Below are 18,388 nucleotides of genomic sequence, written 5' to 3'. Positions count from 1 at the left end.
TCGAACGGCAATTCGGCAGCGCGAAAGAATACCATGGCCTTCGCTACACCAACCAGCGTGGACGAAAGAAAATGGATCTAAAAGCGGTGCTGACCTTTGCGTGCATGAACATGAAAAAACTGGCACTAATGATGGATCGAAAAGAGCGGGACGGAGGAGGCGACGGCCCTTCTTTTGCTGATTTATGGAAAAAATACACAAAAAAGAGACAAACCCCGAGTTTTGTTCGGAGTTTGTCTGCAGTCTGAAGTGCACCCGTAGGTGCACCGATCAATCTCTTTCCACAATGGGTTTGATTTCGTTTTCGTTTACCTTTTTCATAAAGGTGACGGCGATGAGCATGGCCACTAATTCCGCAATGGGGTAGGCGAGCCACACATAGGTCAGGACGCCGGTTTTCGAGAAGAGGTAGGCCAAAGGCACGATAAAGATCAATTGACGAACCAAATTCACGATCATGCTCAAGAGGCCGTTGCCGAAGGATTGGAAGATCCCGGAGCTGATTATGCTCACGGCGGCGAAGATAAAGCTGAAGGAGATGATCCTCAGGGCCACGACGCCGACGGAGAGGAGCTCCGGCGAGGGATCGAAAAAGCCCATGAGCTGCGCCGGAAAGATTTGGAAGATGATAAAGCCCACGCTCATGACCACCAGGGCCACTTTGTAGGCCAGCTTCATGACTTCGTAGATCCGCTCTCTATGCCCGGCGCCGTAGTTGTAGGCGATGATGGGGATAAGGCCGTTGTTCATGCCGAAGATGGGCATAAAGACGAAGCTTTGCACTTTAAAGTAGATCCCGAGGGCCACCACGGCGACGGAGCCGAATGCGGCGAGAATGGCGTTGATCATAAAGATGGACAGGGAATTTACGGAAATCATAATGGCCGAAGGGATGCCCACGGCCAAAATGCCTTTAATGATGCCGCCGTTGACATGGAAGTGATCTTGAAGGAGGTTGATTTCCTTGTTCCGCTTGAAATTCAAATAGAGCCCGAAGAGAAAGGCGATGATTTGGCTCGTTACCGTAGCCACCGCCGCCCCGGCGACGCCCAGTTTCGGGAAGAAGGCCCAACCGAAAATAAAGAAGGGGTCGAGGATAATGTTCAGCACCGCGCCGAAGAGCTGGGTGTACATGCTGTAGACGGCGAGGCCCGTGGACTGCAAAAGCCGCTCCATGCAGATCTGGCCGCAAAGGCCCACGCTGAACATAAAGCAGATGTTTAAATAGCGCACCCCGTCTTTTATGATTTCGGGATCGGCGGTTTGCATGCCGATTAATTTCGGCGAGGCCATGGTCCCGAAGACGGCAAAAAGAATGGCGACGATCATATTTAGCAGAATGCCGTGTTGGGCGCAGAGATTGGCTTCCCGCTGATTTTTCGCACCCAAGTGGCGACTCAAAAGGGCATTCATGCCCACGCCGACGCCGATGGAAAAGGCGTTAATGAGCATTTGCATGGGAAAGGCCATGCTTACCGCCGCCAGGGCTTTCTCTCCTAAGCGGGAGACCCAGATGCTGTCCACGATATTGTACAGGGCCTGTACGAGCATGGACAAGGCGATGGGCAGAGAAATGCTCATCAAAAGCTTCGGTATGGGCTCATAGCCCATTCTGTTTTCTTCCATTCTTTCACCTCCTGAAGTTTTCGAACAAATGAAAAAGGGCGCCTCGGCCCTTTTTCTATCCCACTATGCTATCACTACACCTATGTCGCGTCAAGTTATTCCACGCTCTTTAAGGCTTCCACCATGTCGATGGTCTTGAGTTTGTTGTGGAAGTAGCCCATGAGGAGCAGGGAAATCACCACGGTAATGGCGGCGGGCAAGAGGTAATTTAAAAGGCCCAGTTTGGGATCCAACATGGCGAAGTCCGGCACCACCACGCGAATGACCAAAAGATGCAGGCCCTTGCCTACGACAAAGCCCAGGAGAATTCCCACCGCCGTCAAAGTTCCCGTCTCCCTGTAAATATAGCGGGTGACTTCTTTCGGGTAGAAGCCCAAAACGCGAATGGTGGAAATTTCCCGGCGCCGTTCTTCGATATTAATATTAGTTAAGGTGGAAAGGACCACCACGGCCAAGGTGGATGAGGCCGCCAAGATGACGAAGACGATGAAATTAATATTCCCCGCGATTTCGTCCACCATGTGGCGCATGTCGCCGATGCCCGTAAGGGCCACGACGGAATCGTAATCTTTGTAGTAGGACACGTCCGCCCCGACGGCGTCGACGAGATCCCCATTGGTCTTGTAGCTCTTCTTGAAGATTTCTTCGTAGGTGTCCGGATCCATATACAGGTAATGACCGGCGTAGCCTTCGGTAATGGCGGCCACGGGCACGTCGTAGGACACGTCATCGTCGTTTTTCATTTCGATGACGCCCCCGGCCTCCACGCCTTTTATGGCGGCGAGTTTTTCCGTAATCACGGCGCCTTTTAAGGGAATCGGTGCGCCGGTCTTTCGGTTTCTCAGGGTCACGACCCGCTTCAGATCTTTTTCGTTTTCCGGAACGATCATGGTTACGGGCTGATCGATATAGCCCTCATCGCCTACGGCCATGGTTTCCACATAGGCGGAGCACTTGGCGCGAATGTGTTTGTCTTTCGCGATTTTCGCCTTGTAGGCTTCGTGAGCCTCTTTATCCAAAAGGGGCTCGTAGAAAATCATGTGGTCGTAGCGATTCAGCTGATCGAACTGCTTTTCCACCAAGCCGTCCACGGAGGTGCGAATGCCGAAGCCCAACACCAAGAGGGCCACGCAGCCCATGGCGCCGACGATGGTCATGGCCATGCGCTTTTTGTCGCGGAAGAGGTTTCGCGCCGTCACTTTTTGGAAGAAGGACAGGCGGCTCCACAGCCACTTCATGCGCTCCAAGAAGATGCGCGTGCCCTTGGCAGGGGGCTTGGGCATGAGGAGGGCGGCGGTCTTGAGCTTTAAGCTGCGGTGCACGCTCACATAGGCCACGAGGCCCGTGGCCACCATGCCGATGAGTATGGCGAAAAGAATGTGACCGGGGTAGAGGGCCATGGAGAGCTCATCGAAGATGCCGCTGGCCAAATAGGCCTCGGCGATGACCCGGCTCAGTATGAAATTGCCCAAGAAGGCGCCGGGGATGCCGCCGAGAAGGGCGGCGAGGGTGCCGAAGCGCACGTATTTGTCGGCGACGGCGCCGTTGTTGTAGCCCAGGGCCTTGTAGGTGCCGATGACCGTGCGGTCGTCGTCCACCATGCGGTTCATCACCGTGGAGGCGAGGAGCATGGCGATGGCAAAGAGAAAGACGGGGAACACGGCGGAAAGCTTGTCCACCCGATGGGCGTAGTCCAGGAAGACGAAGGTGCGCATCTCTTCATTCAGAGGCGTAATTTTATAATCGGGCTTTTTCAAGATCGTGAGCAGTTCCTTCGCCCGGTCCACGTCTTCCTGCCCCTTCACCAAATCCTTTAAGGCGTCGGCGCGCTTTTCTTGATAGGTAGCGCGGGCCGAGGCCAGGTCGCTTCTGCCGCTTAAGAGCTCTCTTTCCGCGGCGTCAAGCTTTTTCTGTCCTTCGGCCTTTTCGCGGGCGAAATCGGATTTGCCCTTGCTGTATTTATCCTCTCCTTCGCTGAGCTGATCTTTTGCGGCGAGAATGGCGGCCTTGCCTTCCAAGAGGGATTTTTCTTTTTCGCTTAATTCCCCTTCTTTTTGGCGAAGCTCCGCCTTGCCCGCTTCGATGGCACGAAGGCCTTCTTCGGCCTTGGCGCGGCCCTCTGCCGTCTCCCGCTTCTTTTCCATAAGGAAGGCTTCTTTTTCGGCGAGGTCCCGCTTGGCGGCCTCCAGCTCTTCTTTTTTCTTGCGCAGGACTTCCTGTTGGGCGCGGATTTTTTCCGCCATGATCTCGCGGGCGGCCTGGGCCTTCATTTGGCCCTGAATCATTTCCGTGTACTTGGCGATGATGCCGTCGGTTTCGGCGAGGGCGCCCTTCGCCTTCGCCAATTCCCCGGAGGCGACGTTCAGGGCCTGCTTCGCTCCCTCCGCTTTACCCTTTGCCGAGATGTAATTCGGATCACTCAGTTTTTCATTCAGAGTCGCCCTTTGACTCTCGGCCTCTGCGATCTTTGCCTTAATGGCATCGGTATCCGCGCCTTCTTGATTTAATTGCGCTTTAAGATCAGCCAACTGCTTATCCAGTTCGTCGATCTTCCCCTGCACGCCGTCCATACCAAAGTCCTTCACGGCGACCTGTGCGGCATCGTAAGCTTTTTGTGCCTCTTGCATCGCGGCGATCTTATCATTCACCGCGGCTTCCTTTGAAGGGCGGGCGGCCTTGGCGGCGGCCACATTCCCCTTCGCCTCGGCGATTTGAGCGTGAGAAAACGGCAGCTCCGGCAAATCGGGAAATTGCACATCGGGAATCTTCCCCGCCTCGAGCTTCTGCTTCGCCTCGTTCAGCGCCGCCTCTTCCTTTAAAATCTGATCCATGGCCGTGTCCGCCCGGGCGATGCCTCCCCGGGCCTCGCTTTCCTTGCCCTGAATGTCGCTCATGGCGGCGGCGACGGCATTTTTTCCGTCGAGAAGGGCCTTTTCGCCGCTACTCAACTGATCTTCCTGAAAGAGAATGCTCTTTCTCGCTTGATTCAGCTTGTCCCGAGATTCGGCCAATTTCTTTTCCCCTTGAGAGAGGCCGCGGGCAAACTTCGCCCGATTGTCTCTGAGGGCGCGGGCGCCGCGATCCAGCTTCCGCTCCCCTTCGTCGATTTTTTCCAGGCCCCGATCCAATTCATCGTAGCCTTCTCGTATATCCTCTTCCCCTTCGTCGATATCCCTTCGCTTGTCCGCCAACAACTCGTCCAGCCGCGCGTCGCCCCGATCTTTGAAGCGGTGGCGAAATTCCTTTCGGTGGGCGGTGTTCAGGGATTTGTACTCCTCGCTGTAAACGGCGAGATTCTTCAAATCGTCAAAGAGAAAATGCACTTCCGTAATGGTGGGGTCTTTAAAAGCCAAGGGCGCGACGTAGCCGAAGCCGTCGATCTTGTCGCCATTTGGCGTGGTGCCCTTGTCCAATTTATCCAAAAAAATCGGGCTCGTGGCAAAACCCACCACCTTGTAGGAATAGCCTTCCATCATGGGCGGGGCGTCTTCGTCGAGAAGATCCTCTTCTTTTTCAAAGACCACGGTGTCCCCGATCTTGTAAGTACCCTTCAAAGTGGGATCCAGAAGAATCTCGTCCTTCTCGCGAGGCAGGCGGCCTTCCTTTAGAATCGGGCGGCTGATCCGCTTCGGAAGGGAGGAGAGATACAGGGTTTTCAATTCCTTCGTGGTCAAATAGGTCGTGTGGAAATATTCCTTTGCCCTCACACCTTCCATGTCTGCGATGAGGCGCAGATCTTCCTCTTCCAAGCCGTCGGATGCGGCGAGGCGCAGATCGTAGGCGTTGGATTTCTTCAGGGTATCGGCCACGGTGCGGCGCATAATGGGCCCGGTCACCGTGAGGCCCACGAGAACGAAGACCCCTAAAAGCACCAGGGCCAAGAGGGAGATAAAGCGCATTTTGTGGCCGGTGATCTCCCGTATGAAATCTTTTTGTCTCGCATCCATACTACCACTCGATTTCTTCAATGGGCACGGGGCGCTCGTTCAAATACATGGCCCGCACCTTGGCGTCGCTGATCTCGATGACACGATCCGCCGCATCGGCGATGGCCCGGTTGTGGGTAATGACGATGAGGGTGTGGTCGTGCTTGCGGCAGCTTTCTTCCAGGAGAAGGAGCACCTTCTTCCCGGTCTTGTAATCCAAAGCCCCGGTGGGCTCGTCGCAGAGAAGGAGCTTGGGATTCTTCCCGAGGGCGCGGGCGATGGCCACCCGCTGCTGCTCCCCGCCGGAGAGTTGGCTCGGGAAATTATTCATCCGCTCGCCCAGGCCCACCCGCTCCAGAATCATTTCCGCATCCAAGGCGTCGTCGACGATGGCATTGGCCAGCTCCACATTTTCCAGAGCCGTAAGGTTGGGGATTAAATTATAAAATTGAAAGACGAAGCCCACGTCCTTTCGCCGATAAGTGGTAAGCTCTTTGTCGGAAAAGGCCGCAATGTCTTTGCCGTCCACCAAGACCTGACCGGAATCGTTGGTGTCCATGCCGCCTAAAATATTTAAAATCGTGGACTTGCCCGCCCCCGACGGACCGACGATGACGACAAATTCCCCTTTCTCGATGGAAAAAGAAATCCTGTCGTTGGCCACGGTCTTTGCAGTACCCGTACCATAGGTTTTCGTCGATTCGATAAATTCTACATAGGCCATGAAATCCCCTCCTTTGCTTATGACTATCTTACCACGTTTAAAGCCGCGAAACACCTTGCAAGGCCCCATTTCCTTCAGTACAATAAATTTATAAACCAACGACCGAAAGGAGGCTTCATGAACGAAGTATTTACCATTACCGAAGACGACTACTTTGCCTACCAGTGGCATTTATTTAAACACAATCCCACGGCCAGGCGCAGCATGACCATTCAAATGCTCACGCCCATCGCCGTCTTTGTGGCCATCGCGATCTTTTACATGGCCACGAAAAAGCCCGTGAAGGGCCTCTATCCCCTTGGCGTCGCCATGATCTTCTGGCCCTTTCTCTACCGCACCTTTTTTTACCGCAGCATGAAGAAAAAACTCAGAAAGCTCATCCGCAAAATGGAAAAAGACCTGCCCATAGGCGAGCACCGGGTGGCGATCACCGATTCGGGCATTGCAGACGGCGACGTGGCCTTCGCCTACGACGACATCCGCTCTGTCATCGCAAACGAAAACTTCCTCTACATCTTTTACAAAGACGTCGGACAGGCCTATTTGCTCCCGAAAAACCTGGCCAATGAAAAAATAATGAGCCGCATCGACGATACAAAGAAAGGATGATTTCCATGAAAAAACGCCTCACCCTGCTACTTACCCTCGCGCTCCTTCTCTTTGCGGCGCCCGCCGCATACGCCGCCGACTTCACCCTGTGGATCAACGGTTCCAATCCGGCCGGCGGCGAAGACATGCCCTACATTAAACAGGGCCGCGTCATGGTGCCCTTGCGCATGATCTCCGAAAGCTTCGGCTTCGACGTCAGCTGGAACGGCGCCGAGCGCAGAGTAACCATGACCCCGGCCAACGCGCGCGTCATGAACATGCCCACCTTCAGCGTGAAAATCGGCGGCCGCGACATCTACGCCAACGGCAATCAACTAGCCACCACCGATGTGCCGGCGGAAATTCGAAACAACTACACCTACGTGCCCCTGCGCGTCATCGCCGAACTCTTCGGCTACCCGGTGCGCTGGGACGATAGGGAGCGGGCCGCCATTATCGGCAACGAAGAGCCCGTGCCCTATGTGAATCGCTTCGCCGCGAAAGACATGGCCCTCTTCCTCGACGAACAGGATAAGGGGCGCGTCAACGCCTTTGCCGAAAACGGACAGCTCTACGTTCGGGCCGATGCCTTTGCCAAAGCCATGGGCATGCGCTACAAACAAGAAGGCATGACCTTCAGCGACGATCCCCTGGACCTCACGATCGAAATGAAGGCCAACGACGGCTTCGGCATCACCTTCGACTGCCGCTACGTCACCACCACCGACGGACTGAACTTCGGCATGTACGCCATGGATAATTACGAAATTCGCGGAAACAAAGCCTACATTGCCATCAACTGCTTCGTCGATGCCAAACACATGAAGCTTAATGTCGAAGGCGATGCCATCCGCCTCACGACGGATCCTACACCGGAAACCTACCCCATTACCATTTTGAAATACGAAGACGAGGGCCGCAGAGTCCGCTACCTGCCTTCGAAATCCGGCATGAACGTGGTATGGGGCGGCAAAAACTACGTGCTGAAAAACAGCGCCGGCAAAGAAGAAAACCTGGGCAAATACATGGAACGGATCTTTAGCGACGACAGCCTCTATCAATCGCCCCCATCCGACAAAACCTTCCACCGCGCCTTTGGCATGAACAACCACTTCTACCTCATGCGCCAAGGCAAAATGGTCATCGGCGGCATCTCCGACTGATCGAAACAGAAACGACGCCCGAAAAGGCGCCGTTTTTTTGTTGCACTTAGATTGTAAATTCAAGACAAAAAACCTGCTATGAATTTTTCCACGAAAAAACCCGCCGGATTTCCGACGGGTTCTGCGGTGTTTCAATTTTATGCCGCGCCCTTTTCGCTCATGGCGCGATTCAACACGGGATAGAGGATGTCCGCCAACAAAGCGCCGGCAATCCCCTGAATTAAATTGGGCACGAAGCTTGCTATGGCCGTGGGGAAATTATAGAGAATAAATCCTTCTGCCAGCAGATAGCCCACTGCCATCACCGCGCCCCCGGCCAGCCCGCAGAGCACAAAGCTCAACCGCGTCTTTTCGTGCAAGAGCCCGGCCACGAAACCTTCAAGGCCCTTTACCACCAGGGTAATGGGGGCGTAGTAGCCGTAGCCCGACAAGAGATCCGCCAGGGCCGAGCCGATGCCGCCGACGAGGCCGCCGGCCATCTTGCCCATTAACAGGGCCGATGCGATCACCACCGTGTCCCCGACATTTAAATACCCCTTCGTGGCGGGAATGGGAATTTGAATCACCATGGTCGCCACCGTGGTCAAGGCCATAAACATGGCGATCATCGTCAACTTCTTCGTCGAAATACTTTTCATGTCTTCACTCCTTCAGAATCATTATAGACTAAAAGAAGAAAAACCATAAGTAGCAGGCCGAAAAACTGCCATGGTACCACAGGGGACCCTTGCCCGCATTTTAGCCGTCTATGGCGCGGCCTTCGAAAATGAAAAACATCTTCTCACCGCACGTAAACATAGCGACCTTCCTCGTCGAGCGGAAGGAAGTGAAAGCCGTCGTAGCGAAAGTCGGCGAAGGCTTTTTCTTCGAAGGATTCCATGGCGATAAGGTGGGCCGCCAGTTGGCCCCGCAGTTTTTTACAGGTGGCGGAAGGGGCGCGCTTTTTCATGCTCGGATCCATGTAAAATTCTACGTCGATCCATTGGGCCATTTTCTTTTTGTCTATGCGCTCGGAAAATTCCTTGGAAGCCAAATTGTAGATGCGACAGTTGGCCAATTGCTCGGTAAAATTCCTTTTCTGCAAACTTTTCAATGGTTCGCCCTCGACGCTTAGGCTCTTGGTGAAATCCAGGCGATAGGGATTGATGGGCGCATCGGGGGCGATGGGGCCGTAAAGGGCGGAAAGAATCCGCACTCTGTCCCGAGCAAAGGGCGACAGAAGTATCCCCCGATCCATTTGGCGAAAGGCGAGGCCGCGGTAGGTATCCGCCGCCGCTTTCGCCGTGGGAAGCGTCGCGTTTTGATAGGCGTCGTAAATGATTCGTGCCTGCTCTTTCTTTAGTTGAAACCGGGCCTCCAGCTCGTCTTCGGTCATGCTTTGCAACGTGTTCAGAATTTTCTTCGCCGCCGGGTCCAAGGCGGGTGCGCGGTCGCCGGGGCTGAAATCCATTTCCTTACTCGGCGACAGGATGATTATGCTTTTCATTGGACTCCTTTCCTGTATCCACGGTCATTTTCAGTAACGAAACATCCTCTCTAAAAGAAAACGTGCATAAATGCCCCGATTTTTTCCTACTTGCCCTATGTTAGGCCCCGGCGAGCAACACAGCCCAACAGGAATCAAATGCCGTCAGGCATTTGCACATATAAAAAGCGTTAGGGTGGAATGGGATGGGGCCCCGGGGAAGGGCCAGAGGGCGAATCGCAACGCCCTAGGCCCTTCCCCGGGTTTCAAAGCCGTGAAATAGCGTATTTTTAGCGAAGGAAAAAACATCACGAAACTTTGTAGGCAATGCATTTAAATCTCTCCGGAACGCAAGGGCAAAAACAAGCGAATGAATAATCCTAAAAAAATTACAAATCCTCCACGTCCATGGCCCTTATCCCCTCTTCCTCGAGCATGGCGGCGAACACGCCTTTTCCCTTCACCAAATGCCCGGTGAAGCTGCCGTCGTAGATTTCTTTCACGCCGCAGGAAGGACTGCGGGACTGGAGGATCGCGAGTTCCGCCCCGGCATCTTTCACTTTTTTAAGAGCCGCCCGAGCGCCTTTGCGAAATTCCGCATCCACGGAGCAGCCGCTTTTTTGCCGCACCACACCGCCAATGATTTCCGCGGGATCCCTGGGCGTGGGCAAACCGCCCATAACTTCCGGGCAGACGGGCACCACGGTGTGACCCTTTACATAGTCCTTAAGCTTTTTCGATTCGTTGTTTCCGCCGTTGTACTTGCAGTTTTCTCCCAGCAAACAGGCGCTCACGCCGATAATCATCTTTCGCTCCTTTCCGCCACCTTCATTCGTCTTACTATTTATTCATATCCCATTGTCAGGGCTATTACGCCTCTTATTCCGAATCCGACGGAGCATCCGAGATTTGTTTTGCGGAAATGAATGAAATTACAAACACCCCTCTTCCAATGTATTGCAATCAGCAAAACATCGAATTACAATAGAGGCAACGGGAGGTGCAATCATATGAAAGATTCCACAGTAAGCGCGCGCGTTGAAAATGATATAAAAAATGAGGCGGAAGATATTCTGAAGAAACTTGGCGTTCCCGTCTCCGTCGTCATCAATTCCTTGTACCGCCAAATCATTTATCGTCAGGGCATCCCATTCCCGCTGACTGTTCCGACAGAACCGAATACAATGGATACCATCTCGGATGCGGCACTCGACGATATGCTTGGGCACAGCTACGCACAGTCGGCCCGCGGCGAAGGCAGACCCCTCGGAGATGTGTTCGATGAACTTGAAAAGAGCCTGAAAAAGTGAACACCTATAAAAGATGAAAAGCAGTTCTCTATCGGGAGCTGCTTTTTTGCATAAGAAAAGCATCCCTTGAGATGCTAGGGATGCTTTGTGCCGTTGCCGGCGCCCGGCGTTTTGGAAAGTTAACCTTGTACGATTTCAATTCCCTTGTCTTTTAAATCCGCAATGTTTTTCTCGTGGTCTTTTTCGTCCACATAGGCGACGCCGGGCAAGTAAAGGGCGGCGTTCAGGCCCTCTTCCCGAAGGCCCAAGAGGGTTTCGCGAACGCAGTATTCGCTGGCAAAGCCGGCGACGAGGATGTCGCCTGTGACGTATTCTTTCAGCACGTCGCCGTCAGCGTTGGTCCCCAAGCAACCGGAGTATTCTTCCACGTCGTCGCGACGGCCTTTTTTAAAGGTGTTTTTGTCATTGGGCCGGGCGTCTTCTCGCGACAGGGAGTAAAAGCCTTGGTAGAGGCCGGCGCCTTCGGTGTTTTCTACGCAATGCACGGGCCAAATGCCGCCGTTTTTTTCGAAACTACCGTTGGTGGGGCTGTGCCAATCCGCCGTGTAGATCACGGCCATGTCCGGGTTGCTTTCGATCAATTCCACGAGATGCTTCAATGCCTCATCGCTCCCCTTGCAGGCCAATGAGCCCGAAATAAAATCCACCTGTGCGTCCACGATAATCAATGTTTTCATGCCTCGCCCCTTCTACATATTATCCTTTACACCCACGGCCACCATTTCGGCCTTGGCGCGCACTTCGCCCGCCGCTTCCATGACCATGTCCACCACCACTTTCCGCTCGCCGATTTCCTTCGCCGTGGCGGTAATGGTGACGGGGCTTTCCATGGGCACGGGCTTTTTAAAGTCGATAGACAAATGGGCCGTAATGAAGCGGCCGATGACCGTGTCCTTTGTAAGTTCCAGGCCCTTGTCCCGGTGCTTGAAATACGCCGCCGATGCCGTGCCGTGGCAGTCGAAAAGCATGGCGATCATGCCGCCGAAAAGATTTTTCGGCACGCCGCCGGTGTATGCCTTATCCGGCGTAAAGGTGCAGATGCATTTATCCCCCGCGGGATAAGATTTTAAGTGCAGTCCCGCGTCGTTTTTCGGGCCGCAACCCCAGCAGTGTTGAAACCGCTCGCCGTAGGTTTCCTGAATGGCCAATTGATCCATGATACGCTCCTTTTCTTCGCTACTTTATCTGCTTAATTAAATTATTTTTACCCCTTCATCGAAGGTTCCATCGCCTTTCCCGCCAAATAAAAGAGGGGCGCTGCGCTAAGTTGTGCCACCACGGAAAGGGCGATCATCAGCACAAGATTCACATCGTAGAGGGCACCTAAAAGCCAGCTGCCCGCAAACCAAAAGATGCCGAAGGAACATTCGAAGAGGCCGTAGCCCGTGGCCCGGGCGGACTTGTCCACCATGGTGGCCACGGCGGCCTTCAGCACCGATTCCTGGGCCCCCATGCCCACGCCCCAAAGGGCGACGCCGATTAAAAGAACGGGCAAGGATTTTGCGTAAAAGACGAGGATGGCGAAAGGCGCGGCCACCACCGTGGCGATCACCAAGGCTCCGACGCCCTTTTTGTCGAAGAGATTGCCGAAGACGAGGGCCGATGCGGCATCCACCAACATGGCCCCGGCGTAAATGAGGGGCAGGGTGCGGGTGGTGATGAGGCCGCCGTAAAGGCCCATGCGCTTCGTCACGTGCATTAAAATCAGGGCGTAGTCCATAAAGCCGAAGGCGAAGAGGCTGATCCCCGCCATGTAAATCTTAAAGGACCGCTTCAACTTCATGGGCTCGTAGACCGTCTGTCCCCCTTCGAATTCCTCCGGATTCGGAAATTTTCGCTTCGTGGCCAAAAGCAAAATCAAGGTCATGGCCCCGGGCACGGCCAAGACCGCGAAGGCCGCGGAATAAAGCTCGGCCTTGGGGAGTCCCGACTTCGCGCTCATGACGGCGAAAAGGAGCACCGGCCCCAAAAAGGCGCCGATTTGATCCAGCACTTCCTGAATGGCGAAGCTCTTCCCCGCCCCTTCCCGGCTCGCGGCAAAAGACATAATCGTATCCTTCGCCGGCTTCTTAATGGCCTTGCCCATGCGCTGCACGATGAGTAGGGCCGAGGCGGCCACCCAGCCGTGCTCGCCCACGAGGGCCAAGGCCGGCACCGCCAGAATGTCCAGCACATAGCCCCCGATGACCATGGGCCAATACTTTCCCGTTTTGTCCGTGATGGCGCCGAAGACGTAGCGCATGGCGTAGCCCACCAATTCCCCGAGGCCCGACACAAAGCCGATGGTGGCCGCCGATGCCCCGAGAAACGAGAGATAGGCCCCCCGCATGCTGGCGGCCCCTTCGTGAGTCATGTCCGAAAACAAACTGACCATGCCGAACATGAGGATAAAGGTCATGGCCGGCGAGAGCGTGCGACTTTTTTTCACGATCATCTTCCTTTCTCCTACCATCATAGACCAAGAACAGCCGGGTAACAAGGCGGCCTTTCGCGCCGCAGCAGATTTTACATTTGAACGGCGATCTTTTATAATCGAGAGGGGGTACTTATGACACATTTTTTACTCGGCGCAAACATTATCTTTCCCATATTCTTCGTCCTTTTCGTCGGCTACGCGGCCAAAGAAAAGGGCTTTTTAGACGACGCATTCGTGAGGAAAGCCACCTGGCTCGTCTTCTACATCGCCCTGCCGCTGAAGCTTTTCGACAACATGCGCACGGCCGAGATCCGCACACTGAATGTGCCCTATGTACTTTACATCCTTTCGGGCATCTCGATTATTTTCTTCGGCACCTGGTTTTTCGCCCGCTTCTTTATAAAAGACCGCAAGAAACTCTCGTCTTTTATCCACTGCGCCTTTCGCTCCAATTTCGTTTACGTGGGCTTTCCCATTTTAGACGCTCTCTACGATACGCCGCCGGCGGAACACATTATGATCATCATCGCCTTCGGCCTCACCCTCTACAATATTTTGGCCATCTTCATCCTCACCTACTACGGCGAAGATCCCGATGCCAAAGTGCGCCCTGAGGCCATCGCGATCAAAGTGCTGAAAAATCCCATGATCATCGGTATATTAACGGGGCTTCTCTTTAACTTTCTACATATTCCCGTCTACGGCGGCCTCACCGACGGCATGAATCTCCTCGCCCGCCTCTCCACGCCCCTCTCCCTCATCCTTATCGGCGCCGGCCTGGACTTCTCTTCCCTGAAAGACGATCTGGGCCTCATCCTCGCCGCCGCGTCCATTCGCACCGTCCTCACGCCCCTCATCCTCGTGCCCCTGGGCCTCTTCATGGGCCTGGGCAAAACGGAACTGGGCGTCGCCTACGTCTTTTGGTCCACCCCCTGCGCCATCAACTGCTTTATCTTCGCCCGGGAAATGGGCTCCGACTACCGACTGGCGTCGAAAATCATTACGGCGAGCTTTCTTTTCGCCATGATCACCTACCCCATCGGCATCGGCTGGCTGCAGCTTTTGGGAGTTCTATAATATCCCACACAAAAGGCCCCTTGATTTTTCAAAGGGCCTTCTTTTTTTCTGTCTATTTTTCCGCGGTTAAGGAAGCGAGCTGCTCAACTACGGCATCTTCCGTTTCCGCCATGGCGGCCATGGTGCGGGAAAGGAGATCGTCGAGCTCCCAGCCGAGCATGTCCGCGCCGCGAATCACCGTGTCCCGATCCACGCCGGCGGCAAATTTCTTGTCTTTAAATTTTTTCTTCAGGCTTTTGAGCTTCATGTCCTGCACGGAGCCCGAGGGCCGCATAATGGCGTAGGCGTAGATGAGGCCGGTGAGCTCATCGGTGGCGTAAAGCACTTTTTCCATGGTGTGCTCCGGCTCCACATCGGCGCAGATTCCCCAGCCGTGGCTCACGACGGCGCGGGTAAGGGCATCCGGCGCGTCGATTTCCGCCAACAGCTCCGGCGCTTTTTTGCAGTGCTCTTCGGGAAACTGCTCGTAGTCCACGTCGTGCAACAGGCCCACCATGGCCCAGAAATCCGCTTCTTCTTCGTAGCCCAGCCCACGGGCAAAATGTGCCATGACCTCTTTTACGGTGAGGGCGTGGCGCAGGTGGAAGTGATCGGCATTGTATTTCGTAAGCAAGCTCAGTGCGTCTTTTTCGTTAACGTTCATGTTCCTATCCCCCTTTTTTCTATTATACCCGCTTTTTCAAAAAGGAAAATTTCCGAATTCTTTCTCGCCCAGGGCATACAAAAAGACCGCGCAGGTCGTACGCGATCTTTTGTAGTCATTTTATTCTTTTACGAAAAGAGTGCTGCTCTTTTTGTATTTTAGAATACACCTTGTGCCATCATGGCGTCTGCTAAGCGAACGAAACCGGCAATGTTAGCGCCTGCTACGAGGTTGTAACCTAAGCCGTATTCTTCAGCTGCTTCGACGGACATCTTGTAGATGTTGTCCATGATCATGTGAAGTTGTTTGTCAACTTCTTCTGCGGGCCAGCTCAGACGAGCACTGTTTTGGCTCATTTCGAGTGCGGAACCTGCAACACCACCGGCGTTAACTGCCTTGGAAGGAGCAACGACCTTAACGTTTTCGATGAGGTAGTTCAAAGCTTCGTTGGTGGTAGGCATGTTAGCTACTTCGATGTAGTATTCTAAGCCCTTTTCAACCATGGCTTTTGCTTCTTCGATGGTGATTTCGTTTTGGTAAGCAGCCGGCATAGCGATGTCGTAGTCTGCGTTAATCCAGGGTTTTTCACCGGGGAAGAAATCTACGCCGAATTTGTCTGCGTAGTCTTGTACCTTGTCGCGGCCGGAAGCACGCATTTCGAGCATGTAGTTAACTTTTTCTTCGGTGCTGATGCCGTCTTTATCGTAGATGTATCCGTCGGGACCTGCGATGGTAACGACTTTACCGCCGAGTTGTTGTACTTTCTTGCAGATACCCCAAGATACGTTACCGAAACCGGAAACGGCGATCTTCTTGTCTTTGATGTCTTCGCCGAAGTGATCCAGTACGTTCAACAGGTAGTAAACTGCGCCGTAGCCGGTAGCTTCGGGACGTACGCGGGAACCACCAAAGCTGAAGCCTTTACCGGTGAAGGTACCGTTTTCGAATTTAGCTTTTAAGCGACGATATTGACCATACATGAAGCCGACTTCTCTTGCGCCAACGCCCATGTCACCTGCCGGAACGTCGGTGTCGGGTCCGATGTAGTGGTAGAGGGAGCTGATGAAGCTTTGGCAGAAACGCATGATTTCGTCGTCACTTCTACCGCGGGGGTCGAAGTCACTGCCGCCCTTGCCGCCGCCGATGGGGAGGCCGGTCATGGAGTTCTTGAAGCATTGTTCGAAACCGAGGAATTTAATTACGGATTGGTTTACGGTCGGGTGGAAGCGGATACCGCCCTTGTACGGCCCAAGCGCTCCGTTAAATTGGCAACGGTAACCAATGTTGGTGTGGTATTGACCTTCGTCGTCTTGCCATACAACGCGGAAGCTGAACATACGATCCGGTTCAACCATGCGGCCCAAAAGGTCTACGCGTTCGTATTCGGGGTGTTGGTCAATAACCGGTTTTAAAGAACCTAATACTTCTTCTACCGTTTGGCAGAATTCAGGTTCGCTGGCGTGTCTTTCTTTAACACGTTCGATTACACTTTCAAGATAGCTCATACAATATTCCTCCTTAAAGAAAATGAGTTGGCAAAAAGCCTCGTTAAAAGAGCAAAGGCTTTCCCTTGGGGGAAATAAAAAACGTGGTGACTCTGACTCGCGTGATAACGCCCTCGCTCCAACGCATTCATCATAACACATAGGCAATGAAATTTCCATGCGGTTTTTGAAATTTCATGATTTCTTTCCCCCGATCATCCGTGTATTTTAAAGGGTTTCAGACGGATTTCGGCAATTTAATTCGTTTCTCGGCGAATTTTCAGCCGTTCTTGTCGTGTACGTTTTAGAAGATCGCAAAAAGCGCAAAGACGTTTTCACGGGATTGATTTTCCCGCCATCTCCGCTCCCCGCCCGTGCAAGACCTTTTCCCGCCTCTGGGCATTTTTGCCCATCTGTTGTAAAATAAATAAACACACAAAAATTTTTGTCTGCAAAGGAGTATCTATGATCGCTCGTAAAGTTATAATGGTTCGCCCCTCGGCGTTTCGCTTCAATATAGAAACCGCCGCGGACAATGCCTATCAAATCAATGACGCCACCCGATCTCAGGAGGCGGTGCAGGAAATGGCCGAGGCCGAGTTTTTATCCGTGGTCCGGGCCCTGGAGGCCGCCGGCGTTGAGGTGGATGTGCTGCACGATAGGGGAGACGACACGCCGGATTCGATTTTTCCCAACAATATTTTCGTCACTTTCGAGGGCAAGCTATTTATCGCCCCCATGTACAGTGAAAACAGGCGACGGGAATTTCCCAAGCTGAAGGATCAGCTGGACGCGTTGTTGAATTTTTCATCCTTGGAGGTGACGGATTTTCGCGACAAAAACCTCGGCGTGCTGGAGGGCACGGGCTCCGTGGTCTTGGATCGAAAGGAAAACATCGCCTACGCCTGTCTCTCCAAGCGCTGCGAAGAAGCGGCCTTCCTCGCCTTTTGCGACACCTACGGCTTTACGCCCGTTCCCTTTAGGGCCCGCCAACACGACGCAGCGGTGTATCACACCAACGTGATTTTGTCTGTGGCGGAAGATTTCGCCGTGGTGGCATCGGAGCTTGTCACGGAAAACAAAGCGGCCCTGATGGATCATTTGCGGGCCACGAAGAAGACGGTGATCGAGCTCACCGGCGAGCAGATCGACCACTTCTGCGGCAATTGCCTGGAGCTCATGGGCGGCGAAAAGCTCTACCTCATGAGCGAAGAGGCCTACAACCATTTCACCAAGGAGCAGATCGTGCAGATCGAAGCCACCCACCGAATCGTCCACGTGCCAATGGATGTGATCTCCACCTACGGCGGCGGAAGCATGCGCTGCATTTTGGCGGAAAATTACTGCTGAGAAAAACCCTCGCGGCTGATGAAGCGGCGAGGGCTTTTTATGTGCGGGTTTTCGGGCACAAAAAACGCAGCCCCCGAAGGCGCTGCGCCGGTTTTTACCGCATGCGGTGTTTGTTGGTGATGTAGTCCTTGACGTTGATGACTTTTCCGTCGTCCAGATAGATGTAGAATTCCCAGCGGCTGATGATGCCGATGCCCACGCCCATAAGGGCCGCAACCGGTGCGATCACCGTCCAGATGGCGCCCAGGTTCATGGAGACGTTTAAGATCACTTCGTCTTTTTCGTCCATGATCACGAGTTTGGTGGCGTTGCCTTTTTCCCAGAAATCTTTCACGGCGTCGATGACTTCTTCGCCGAAATTGGAGATGGTGTCGGAAATGTCTTCCGCACGGGTCTTTTTGTCGTCTTTGGAATTGAAGCTTTCCTTTTGTTCTTCTTCGGCTCTTTCTTCGCCCATAAGCAGGCGAATGGCTCTATCCACGTCGCCGTCGGCGGAAAGCAGGGCATCCCGCACGTCGCCGTAGCTCGCCCCGGTGACGGAAATCACGTAGTCGATTTTTTCCATGGTAATCATAATAATTGCCTCCTTGGTGTCGGAATTGTTTTCTTGTTCCTA

17 protein-coding genes and 1 pseudogene are annotated in these 18,388 nt (G+C 53.7%); 6 read left to right on the top strand and 12 right to left on the bottom strand.

Going from position 1 to position 18,388, the window contains the following annotated elements:
• Positions 1 to 131 (top strand): annotated as a pseudogene (locus DG046_RS10020) (transposase); the annotation flags it as partial.
• Between the two features lie 139 nt (positions 132 to 270).
• Here DG046_RS10020 and DG046_RS05795 read toward each other — a convergent pair.
• The 3 genes from DG046_RS05795 to DG046_RS05785 all read right to left on the bottom strand — a co-directional run bounded on the left by DG046_RS05795 (position 271) and on the right by DG046_RS05785 (position 6,276).
• Complete coding sequence (locus DG046_RS05795) at positions 271 to 1,626, bottom strand: MATE family efflux transporter (protein ID WP_108831560.1); 1,356 nt, start codon at positions 1,624 to 1,626, stop codon at positions 271 to 273.
• Between the two features lie 95 nt (positions 1,627 to 1,721).
• On the bottom strand, positions 1,722 to 5,573 hold the full coding sequence (locus tag DG046_RS05790) for an ABC transporter permease (protein WP_108831559.1): 3,852 nt from the start codon (positions 5,571 to 5,573) through the stop codon (positions 1,722 to 1,724).
• A 1-nt stretch (position 5,574) separates the two neighbouring features.
• Positions 5,575 to 6,276, bottom strand: a complete 702-nt coding sequence (locus DG046_RS05785; protein WP_108831558.1) for an ABC transporter ATP-binding protein — start codon at positions 6,274 to 6,276, stop codon at positions 5,575 to 5,577.
• A 117-nt stretch (positions 6,277 to 6,393) separates the two neighbouring features.
• On the opposite strand from DG046_RS05785, the gene DG046_RS05780 reads away from it, so the two are divergent.
• Together DG046_RS05780 and DG046_RS05775 are read left to right on the top strand one after the other, a co-directional pair.
• Complete coding sequence (locus DG046_RS05780; protein WP_108831557.1) at positions 6,394 to 6,885, top strand: hypothetical protein; 492 nt, start codon at positions 6,394 to 6,396, stop codon at positions 6,883 to 6,885.
• 5 nt (positions 6,886 to 6,890) lie between these two features.
• Positions 6,891 to 8,027, top strand: coding sequence for a copper amine oxidase N-terminal domain-containing protein (locus DG046_RS05775; protein ID WP_159082073.1), 1,137 nt, complete (start codon positions 6,891 to 6,893; stop codon positions 8,025 to 8,027).
• A gap of 137 nt (positions 8,028 to 8,164) precedes the next feature.
• Here DG046_RS05775 and DG046_RS05770 read toward each other — a convergent pair whose 3' ends face one another.
• The 3 genes from DG046_RS05770 to DG046_RS05760 all read right to left on the bottom strand — a co-directional run bounded on the left by DG046_RS05770 (position 8,165) and on the right by DG046_RS05760 (position 10,298).
• Positions 8,165 to 8,665, bottom strand: a complete 501-nt coding sequence (locus DG046_RS05770) for an ECF transporter S component (RefSeq protein WP_108831555.1) — start codon at positions 8,663 to 8,665, stop codon at positions 8,165 to 8,167.
• Positions 8,666 to 8,808: 143 nt separating this feature from the next.
• On the bottom strand, positions 8,809 to 9,513 hold the full coding sequence (gene yaaA / locus DG046_RS05765) for a peroxide stress protein YaaA (RefSeq protein WP_108831554.1): 705 nt from the start codon (positions 9,511 to 9,513) through the stop codon (positions 8,809 to 8,811).
• Between the two features lie 368 nt (positions 9,514 to 9,881).
• The gene (locus tag DG046_RS05760) at positions 9,882 to 10,298 is read right to left on the bottom strand and encodes a 2-thiouracil desulfurase family protein (RefSeq protein ID WP_108831553.1); all 417 of its coding nucleotides are present in this window, start codon (positions 10,296 to 10,298) and stop codon (positions 9,882 to 9,884) included.
• A gap of 204 nt (positions 10,299 to 10,502) precedes the next feature.
• On the opposite strand from DG046_RS05760, the gene DG046_RS05755 reads away from it, so the two are divergent.
• Positions 10,503 to 10,802 (top strand): type II toxin-antitoxin system RelB/DinJ family antitoxin, encoded by a 300-nt coding sequence (locus tag DG046_RS05755; RefSeq protein ID WP_108831552.1) that lies wholly within the window; start codon positions 10,503 to 10,505, stop codon positions 10,800 to 10,802.
• Positions 10,803 to 10,921: 119 nt separating this feature from the next.
• On the opposite strand, the gene DG046_RS05750 is transcribed toward DG046_RS05755, so the two are convergent.
• The 3 genes from DG046_RS05750 to DG046_RS05740 are packed head-to-tail and all read right to left on the bottom strand — an operon-like array spanning position 10,922 to position 13,236.
• Positions 10,922 to 11,479: an isochorismatase family protein gene (locus DG046_RS05750; protein ID WP_108831551.1), complete on the bottom strand. Its 558-nt coding sequence runs from the start codon at positions 11,477 to 11,479 to the stop codon at positions 10,922 to 10,924.
• Positions 11,480 to 11,491: 12 nt separating this feature from the next.
• The gene (locus DG046_RS05745; protein ID WP_108831550.1) at positions 11,492 to 11,959 is read right to left on the bottom strand and encodes a PaaI family thioesterase; all 468 of its coding nucleotides are present in this window, start codon (positions 11,957 to 11,959) and stop codon (positions 11,492 to 11,494) included.
• Between the two features lie 47 nt (positions 11,960 to 12,006).
• A complete protein-coding gene (locus DG046_RS05740) occupies positions 12,007 to 13,236 on the bottom strand; it encodes an MFS transporter (RefSeq protein WP_234411467.1) in 1,230 nt (409 codons plus the stop codon).
• 114 nt (positions 13,237 to 13,350) lie between these two features.
• Here DG046_RS05740 and DG046_RS05735 point away from each other — a divergent pair, with 114 nt between their 5' ends.
• Complete coding sequence (locus DG046_RS05735) at positions 13,351 to 14,295, top strand: AEC family transporter (protein WP_108831549.1); 945 nt, start codon at positions 13,351 to 13,353, stop codon at positions 14,293 to 14,295.
• 52 nt (positions 14,296 to 14,347) lie between these two features.
• Here the strand turns inward: DG046_RS05735 and DG046_RS05730 are convergent, their stop codons facing one another.
• A complete protein-coding gene (locus DG046_RS05730; protein ID WP_108831548.1) occupies positions 14,348 to 14,938 on the bottom strand; it encodes a hydrolase in 591 nt (196 codons plus the stop codon).
• 158 nt (positions 14,939 to 15,096) lie between these two features.
• The gene (gene gdhA / locus DG046_RS05725; protein ID WP_108831547.1) at positions 15,097 to 16,443 is read right to left on the bottom strand and encodes an NADP-specific glutamate dehydrogenase; all 1,347 of its coding nucleotides are present in this window, start codon (positions 16,441 to 16,443) and stop codon (positions 15,097 to 15,099) included.
• A 444-nt stretch (positions 16,444 to 16,887) separates the two neighbouring features.
• On the opposite strand from gdhA, the gene DG046_RS05720 reads away from it, so the two are divergent.
• Positions 16,888 to 17,772, top strand: coding sequence for an arginine deiminase-related protein (locus DG046_RS05720; protein WP_108831546.1), 885 nt, complete (start codon positions 16,888 to 16,890; stop codon positions 17,770 to 17,772).
• Positions 17,773 to 17,866: 94 nt separating this feature from the next.
• Here the strand turns inward: DG046_RS05720 and DG046_RS05715 are convergent, their stop codons facing one another.
• Positions 17,867 to 18,346 carry a DUF4342 domain-containing protein gene (locus tag DG046_RS05715; protein WP_108831545.1) on the bottom strand — a complete coding sequence of 160 codons (480 nt, stop codon included), beginning with the start codon at positions 18,344 to 18,346 and terminating at the stop codon, positions 17,867 to 17,869.
• Positions 18,347 to 18,388 lie beyond the last annotated feature (42 nt).

Origin of the sequence: Aedoeadaptatus coli (assembly GCF_900343085.1) — a bacterium.
GTDB classification, from domain to species: domain Bacteria; phylum Bacillota; class Clostridia; order Tissierellales; family Peptoniphilaceae; genus Aedoeadaptatus; species Aedoeadaptatus coli.
This window is presented reverse-complemented; position numbering and strand designations above follow the sequence as displayed.

What these genes read in the sequence shown, in the direction of transcription:
- DG046_RS05760 (WP_108831553.1), bottom strand. Translation starts at nt 10,298, where the DNA reads ATGATTATCGGCGTGAGCGCCTGTTTGCTGGGAGAAAACTGCAAGTAC.
- DG046_RS05770 (WP_108831555.1), bottom strand. Translation starts at nt 8,665, where the DNA reads ATGAAAAGTATTTCGACGAAGAAGTTGACGATGATCGCCATGTTTATG.
- DG046_RS05740 (WP_234411467.1), bottom strand. Translation starts at nt 13,236, where the DNA reads ATGATCGTGAAAAAAAGTCGCACGCTCTCGCCGGCCATGACCTTTATC.
- DG046_RS05735 (WP_108831549.1), top strand. Translation starts at nt 13,351, where the DNA reads ATGACACATTTTTTACTCGGCGCAAACATTATCTTTCCCATATTCTTC.
- DG046_RS05720 (WP_108831546.1), top strand. Translation starts at nt 16,888, where the DNA reads ATGATCGCTCGTAAAGTTATAATGGTTCGCCCCTCGGCGTTTCGCTTC.
- DG046_RS05730 (WP_108831548.1), bottom strand. Translation starts at nt 14,938, where the DNA reads ATGAACGTTAACGAAAAAGACGCACTGAGCTTGCTTACGAAATACAAT.
- DG046_RS05780 (WP_108831557.1), top strand. Translation starts at nt 6,394, where the DNA reads ATGAACGAAGTATTTACCATTACCGAAGACGACTACTTTGCCTACCAG.
- DG046_RS05775 (WP_159082073.1), top strand. Translation starts at nt 6,891, where the DNA reads ATGAAAAAACGCCTCACCCTGCTACTTACCCTCGCGCTCCTTCTCTTT.
- DG046_RS05790 (WP_108831559.1), bottom strand. Translation starts at nt 5,573, where the DNA reads ATGGATGCGAGACAAAAAGATTTCATACGGGAGATCACCGGCCACAAA.
- DG046_RS05795 (WP_108831560.1), bottom strand. Translation starts at nt 1,626, where the DNA reads ATGGAAGAAAACAGAATGGGCTATGAGCCCATACCGAAGCTTTTGATG.
- DG046_RS05750 (WP_108831551.1), bottom strand. Translation starts at nt 11,479, where the DNA reads ATGAAAACATTGATTATCGTGGACGCACAGGTGGATTTTATTTCGGGC.
- DG046_RS05755 (WP_108831552.1), top strand. Translation starts at nt 10,503, where the DNA reads ATGAAAGATTCCACAGTAAGCGCGCGCGTTGAAAATGATATAAAAAAT.
- DG046_RS05785 (WP_108831558.1), bottom strand. Translation starts at nt 6,276, where the DNA reads ATGGCCTATGTAGAATTTATCGAATCGACGAAAACCTATGGTACGGGT.
- gdhA (WP_108831547.1), bottom strand. Translation starts at nt 16,443, where the DNA reads ATGAGCTATCTTGAAAGTGTAATCGAACGTGTTAAAGAAAGACACGCC.
- DG046_RS05745 (WP_108831550.1), bottom strand. Translation starts at nt 11,959, where the DNA reads ATGGATCAATTGGCCATTCAGGAAACCTACGGCGAGCGGTTTCAACAC.
- DG046_RS05715 (WP_108831545.1), bottom strand. Translation starts at nt 18,346, where the DNA reads ATGATTACCATGGAAAAAATCGACTACGTGATTTCCGTCACCGGGGCG.
- yaaA (WP_108831554.1), bottom strand. Translation starts at nt 9,513, where the DNA reads ATGAAAAGCATAATCATCCTGTCGCCGAGTAAGGAAATGGATTTCAGC.